The 5,231-nt window shown below is 37.2% G+C and carries 3 protein-coding genes and 3 pseudogenes; 3 read left to right on the top strand and 3 right to left on the bottom strand.

The window, feature by feature from the left end:
* Positions 1-127: 127 nt before the first annotated feature.
* Positions 128-838, bottom strand: a pseudogene (locus FTU90_RS15650) (RNA-guided endonuclease InsQ/TnpB family protein); the annotation flags it as partial.
* Positions 839-881: 43 nt separating this feature from the next.
* Here FTU90_RS15650 and tnpA point away from each other — a divergent pair.
* From tnpA to FTU90_RS15635, 3 genes and pseudogenes are all read left to right on the top strand, one after another.
* Complete coding sequence (gene tnpA, locus FTU90_RS15645) at positions 882-1,295, top strand: IS200/IS605 family transposase (RefSeq protein WP_180073098.1); 414 nt, start codon at positions 882-884, stop codon at positions 1,293-1,295.
* A 331-nt stretch (positions 1,296-1,626) separates the two neighbouring features.
* Positions 1,627-1,752: pseudogene (locus tag FTU90_RS16370) on the top strand (toxin HicA); the annotation flags it as partial.
* 8 nt (positions 1,753-1,760) lie between these two features.
* Positions 1,761-2,084: a type II toxin-antitoxin system HicB family antitoxin gene (locus FTU90_RS15635; RefSeq protein WP_063454488.1), complete on the top strand. Its 324-nt coding sequence runs from the start codon at positions 1,761-1,763 to the stop codon at positions 2,082-2,084.
* A 376-nt stretch (positions 2,085-2,460) separates the two neighbouring features.
* Here FTU90_RS15635 and FTU90_RS15630 read toward each other — a convergent pair whose 3' ends face one another.
* Complete coding sequence (locus FTU90_RS15630) at positions 2,461-4,116, bottom strand: HNH endonuclease signature motif containing protein (protein ID WP_005093681.1); 1,656 nt, start codon at positions 4,114-4,116, stop codon at positions 2,461-2,463.
* An 808-nt stretch (positions 4,117-4,924) separates the two neighbouring features.
* Positions 4,925-5,119: pseudogene (locus FTU90_RS16365) on the bottom strand (hypothetical protein); the annotation flags it as partial.
* Positions 5,120-5,231: the final 112 nt, after the last annotated feature.

The raw sequence follows: 5,231 nt of genomic DNA, 5'->3' as shown, positions 1-5,231 counted from the left end.
AAATTCATGCACGTGTAGCAGTCCTCAACAGATTTACGGAATTAGGTCGACCACTTACCCAAGTTACGCCTTAAATTTGGCTCAATTAGGGGCGCTTTGCATTTCAAATCTTTGTGCAACAAAGCCCCTTGAAACTATTGATCGGGTCGAATACTTGACCACTAGATGTTGTAATTAAATTTTTAACACCTAAATCAATGCCAACGGCTGATTTTAATGGGTGGACTGGTGCTTCTACTGTGCTTTCAACACCGAAAGAGATATACCACTTTCCAACATGCTTTGAGATTGTGACATTCTTGATTTCACCAAGAATCTCTTGTGACTTTCTGAATTTCACAACGCCAATGTCATTAGGTAACTTAACTTGGTTGCCTTTAACCCAACAGTATCTATTGAATTGAACAATACGAATGGAATCATAGCCATTAGATTTCTTTTTGAATCGTGGCATGAGTGGTCTAAATTGGACTTCACGACCATCCGGCAATTTAAAGAATCTTGGTTTTTTGGCTTTAAATGGTTTTTGCTTTAACTTGGCTTGTTCTTTCGGGTCAAAGAACTTCCCCCAGGCATCACCAAGATCACGCACTTTTTGTTGAAGTGAAACGCCATTTGAACTGTTTTCCAGAAAAGCACACTCAGGTTTTTTTCGTAATTCAGGAATTTTATTGACTAAATTAACTTTGTTGATTCGCTCATTATTAGCAAGCATCTCGAACGATACAGCTAAAATTTGATTCCAAACAAAACGTGCAGAGCCAAGCAACTTGTTTAAAACAAGCTCCTGCTCTGCATTAGGCTCAAGCCTAAATTTATACGCTTTGTTGATTTTCATAAATGAGTATGTATGTGTTAATATAATCAAATGCTATCATTAAATGAACAATCAAACAATGACTGAAATCTATAAAAACCGCCATTCAGCCTTTAACTTACACGTACACCTAGTATTTATTACAAAGTACAGAAAGAAAATTCTAAATGATCTACATCATAAGTATTTTATTGAGTGTGTAGACGAAATATGCAAAGATTTTGATGCAGAGCTAAAAGAATGTAATGGTGAGGCTGACCATGTTCACATGCTTATTCAGTACCCACCAACTGTTCAGCTTAGTAAGTTGGTGAATAATTTAAAATCGGTAACAAGCAGAAGAATGCGGAATGAATTTTTAGATTTACGTGGTAGTTATGCAAAACCTGTTTTATGGTCACGATCTTATTTTGCAGGGTCGTGCGGTGGTGCGCCCTTAGATATTATTAAGAAATACATTCAAAACCAACAAGGTTAAAATCTGTGAAATTCACCTCCACCCTGACTGTCGGGTGGAGTCCTCTTTCACTTACAGATAGTAAATTGCATATTCCTATGTAAATCTACCCCCTATTCCTATTTGCACCCTACCATTCATTTCTGTTCGTATAAGCCACTAGGCATGCCAAACTCTTGATTAATGGTATCAATATTGATACTATTAATCATTGGCACTATTGAGCATTTAAATGGCAAATCTTGATCAACTTATAGAACAAATGCGGAATAATCCAAAAAATATCCGCTATGTCGATTTACTCAAGGTTTGTAAGCAATATTTTGGTGAACCAAGACAAACAAGTGGTAGTCACACGGTATTTAAAACACCGTGGCAAGGCGATCCTCGTATTAATCTTCAAGATGATAGCGGAAAGGCTAAACCTTATCAGGTTAGGCAAGTATTAGCTGCACTTGATAAACTTAAAACATTGTGAGGTGTCAAATGGATAGCAAACAATTTACTTATCGTGTTACATGGTCAGCAGAAGATAATGAGTATGTTGGTCTATGTGCCGAATTTCCGTCACTGTCTTGGCTCGATGCAGAACAATCTAAAGCATTTTCAGGGATTGTTGATCTTGTTGCTGAAGTTGTAGCAGATATGATCAGCAATAATGAGAAATTACCTGTACCGCTTTCAGAAAAAAAGTATAGCGGACGGTTTGCTGTTCGTGTTCCATCAATGGTTCATCAAAAACTAGCACTTGAAGCTGCGGAGCGTGGTGTGAGTATGAATCGTTTGGTATCGGCAAAATTGGCTATGTAGTTTTATATCTTGATGGTCTACTTGGAATGAGAATGACTGGTAGACCATAAACAAGAATAGCTGGTTGGTTTATCCAATAATTTGCAGAAAATGGAATAAAAATTTATCTAGACCTATCTACACATAATTTTCGTTAAAAATTAATATTCAATTTTTAGCAAGAATAGCGTTATATTTTGATCAAAAAAAATGCCCAGAGAAGGATCAATGGGCAAAACTAAGGACCTTGACGGTCATTCAGAAACTACAGCTAGCTTCTAGCTATGATTCTGCACTTAATTAAAAAAAGCTACACTGGCTGAATATATCAAAAGTTAAATCATGTGATTTATCATTAATTAACACACTTGAGAAAATGAGTTCATCACTCTGCTGATTAATACAGTAATTCACCAAACAAATCCGCTCTAATCTCTTCCAGGCTCAGATCTGATTTCATTCTATTACAGAGTGGATGAACCAGCAGACCATTCTCTAGCACCCCTTGGCCACCTGCGGCTTTGGCAATCCGATGATCCGATTCAGTAGAATCGAGATAGATTAATCCATCACAAATGGGGCAAAAGTTATGATTACCCACCAGAAAATTGTGCTTAAGCAAATTTTTGGTTAATGCTGAAAAGGCCTTGGGCTTTGATCGAGAGATCGGGCTAATCGATTCAACATATCCGACTACATGCTCTACAACCCCATCATCATAATTACCCAAAAATCTTTCAGAATAAAACTCATTAAAGTTGATGTACTTGAAAGCCTTTGACATCGACAAAATAAAGGTGTTCAGGCATTCTTCATCTTCAAAATCGACATCCATTTCCAGGCTTAAACAGATAAAGGCTTTATAAACGATTTGTAGCCGATCATAGCCTTTAATCCCACTGCCGAACTTACCGACCGTTTCAGTGGTCGCCACTGGAAAATTGGCAATCAAGAACTCAATACTACGGCGGACACGTGTAAACTCTTTAAAGCTAATGGTTCGATGGTGAATCTGCATCAGGCTTTCATGAATTTCAAACACAATAGCAAACCATGCCAGAAAGGAAGTAATCTGAAAACGCTGGTCCTTATAAAAATATAAGAACGGATGTAAGCCCAAACTCGGAACCCCAGTATTTTTTACAGGAGTGGCCATTCTGCAAAGGACCGTAAACAGATGTGACATGATCTTTTCAACGCGTTCACCCTGATTCAGGCTCATGATATTATGAATCTGATCACCCGCGATGATATTCATGAGCTCATTGACCAAGCCAATTTTTTTGCCATGACTCATTTCAGTATCTAATAATATGGTAGAGAAAAGCAGCTGATGGATCTTCTCCCCCAACTCGATCAGCGAATTTAAACGTGTATATTGAAGCTCTTCTAAATTGGATTTATTGTCATTGATATAACAACAGGCATAGATCGCATAATATGCATCACTTCCCCGACTTCTTAGATGATATTCCTCATATTTATCTAGGCGTTTAGTATCTGAATTAATCGATTGGAATACGCGTCTTGCGTCTTCTGGAGTACCAAGCACTTGCCGGAAACTGATTTTAATATCGTCTAATTTAGATTTTTGTTCTGCAAATTTAGGATCAATACAAATTTTTTGGAAGTCAGCTAGATCTCCTAAATGATTTCGCAGGTCACGAATATCTTCTTTTTGTTGATCGCTAAAATTAGGCGCTTGAGTGGCTTGTTCATCTGCAAAATATCTCTTGACCCAAGCATAAATACTCGAAAGACGATGCGCCCCATCGATAATATAGATGTTGCCGTGTATATCTTTCCAATACAAGATACACAAATTGATATTTTGATCTTCTGTACAATTCTCAATAAAGTTTGCAATTTCCTGCACACTCCAACATTCAGTAGAACGCTGGTTATCCGCTTTAAATAAACATTTGATGATGGCATGCTTTTCAAAATCAGTCAGTGCCACTTCAAAATTATCACGCTGCATTGAAGGCGACATTTCTTCTGGCAACATGACTTTACGCTGAATGATATTCGTCAGTAATCGAGTTTGGCCCATTTTTTGTTTTCTCCAGGCAGCACTTTCCTATATTCGCTAAAGCACGAAATTTGAAAGTGCATATAGTTCAATTTAGTTAAAGCGATGAATTAAATGACCGTCAATATCCGGTCAGCGCTAACAAAAGAAACCTAAGAGAAATGGGTACTTTTAAGATGATATTTTTCATATTGTAATCTCGTTGATCAATGTGAAATTTGCCAACATCTTTTCCACGAGATGGTGGCAAACCAAATAGGGGTGGAAATACCGCTCAACGAAACGGCCAGTCATAGACTGCCCTACTTGGCCTGCCATAAAGCATTGCCATGCAGACACAAAAGAGCCACTAAAAGTGACTCTTTAGTACGTTGAGATGCGGGTTTCCACGCCCGATTACAGATTTTGCTGTAATGTAATTATCATATGGGTATCTTTTTCTTTGGTCAAACCAAATTAGAATTTTTTTATTCATTTTTAAATAAAAAATATAAATCGATAACGTATGGATCAAATTGAAAGCAAAGAAAAAAATCAAATTCGCGGATTCCCAGGCCTTTGCTTTGTTAAAATCTGATTTGCCAAGCAAAGGCCTGGGCCCCTTAAATTGAACGATATCTGCTTAGGCTATTTCCATAAGGAAGTGTGTTGTACAGCTTCCAGTAGCAAATCAAATGCAAGGAATAATGTGATGTTTTTATTGCTTTGTTGATCCATAAAAAATACCTGAGTCTCTATTATTAAGTGATAAATGAGCAGCAAGAAGTTTTCCTAGTCAGGTAAATGATATTTATGCACACGTAGCTGTCTTGAACAAATTCACAGAATTATGATCTCTAATCACCAAATATCGTACACTCAACCACGCAAGTACCCATCGCACGGCACTTAATGACGCTTGTTTAGACATAATTCTAAAATAATCATATTTATTATGTTTCATCACTATCGGAAAAAACTGATGTTCTGTAAGGATTGAAAGCATAGGTTCATCCTCTGCCGTAAAATGTGAACCGTACCGGGTTTGTCGGAGAGTCAATATTCTGAGAGACTATCCCGATGACAAAATTAAAATATACCCCTGAAATCAGAGAAAGAGCGGTTCAATTATTGATTGAATCTGAAAAAGATTATCC

The organism is Acinetobacter sp. YH12200, from assembly GCF_013418175.1.
Taxonomy (GTDB): Bacteria; Pseudomonadota; Gammaproteobacteria; order Pseudomonadales; family Moraxellaceae; genus Acinetobacter; species Acinetobacter pseudolwoffii.
Note: the sequence above shows the minus strand (reverse complement) of the source record. Positions and strands in the feature narration are given on the sequence as shown.